At 46.4% G+C, this 1,035-nt stretch carries 2 protein-coding genes; both read right to left on the bottom strand.

Translation table 11 applies throughout. The features are described 5' to 3' along the window. On the bottom strand, nucleotides 1-314 hold a 314-nt coding region (locus A3729_RS28250; protein ID WP_197476222.1), incomplete at its 3' end, for a chemotaxis protein CheW. 2 nt (nucleotides 315-316) lie between these two features. Beyond that, nucleotides 317-1,035: chemotaxis protein CheB (locus tag A3729_RS28255; protein ID WP_231877523.1), on the bottom strand; the 719-nt coding region annotated here is incomplete at its 5' end.

The following is a 1,035-nucleotide window of genomic DNA, read 5'->3' on the forward strand; positions in this document are numbered from 1 at the left end:
AGTCGGGGGATACCTTGCGTCACAATAGCAAAAAAAGGTAAGTCTTTTTGGTGTTTACCAATAGTATTGACTACCGCAATTCTGGAGTTGGGTGTGACCTTGGCTGCTGAGAGCCCATTGGCGATTTCATACGATAATAAAGGAATATTGATTCCACGCCAGGATACAAGACCTAGAAAGTAATCTGGCTTAGTATCGCGGTTTTCAGGCGCTTGATAGCCTACTACTTCAGCGACGCTAACGTTAGGTAATAAGAGCTGGGTATTACTAACCGGTAGATATAGGCTAGAGATAACACTTTGAGCATCCGACACAATTAAACTCCTTTGTTTGTTTCTAAATTGCTAGCACTGGCGTCAGGTGCACTGTAGCAGCCAACTTTATTAATTAATGCTCGAGCCAGGTCTTTTGGAGATGCGGTGTATGCACTGCATTCAAGATCAATCACAGATTGCGGCATCGAGCCATTCGCACACCCATCTGGTGCTTGAGTCCATACTGAGCAGCCTTGCTTATGCATCGTAGGTGCCATCAACGAGCCGTCATTCCCCATGCCGCTAAATACGATCACATGGCAACGTTTTCCATAATGCGCAAACAGATTTCTTAATAAATGGTCAATTGATGGACCATAGGGTCCTTCCCATTCATTGTCTCTAATTGAGACACCATTAGATGAAAAGCAGACTTCATTGTCGACAGGAACGACGAGAACTTCGCCATCTTTAACTAAACAGCAGTCGGTTATAGGCTTTAGGTCGAGCATTGAATGACGGCCTAAGACGCGTGTTAGTACGCCCGAGAAGTGGGCATCGACATGCTGAGCATAAAGAAAGCCGGCTCTGATCGTAGATGGAATTTCATCCAGGAACTCTTTCACCGCTGCAGGACCACCGAGTGAGGCTGCTAGAACCCAAACGTCTTTAGATGGCGGATGAGACAGTCTGGGTGCCTTTTCGATGTCTGAAGGCTGGCTGAAAACGGGCTTAGACTGAGCTTTATCTATTGCGACGTGATTGGTGGCCTGGGAGTCTA

The organism is Oleiphilus sp. HI0043, assembly GCF_001634935.1.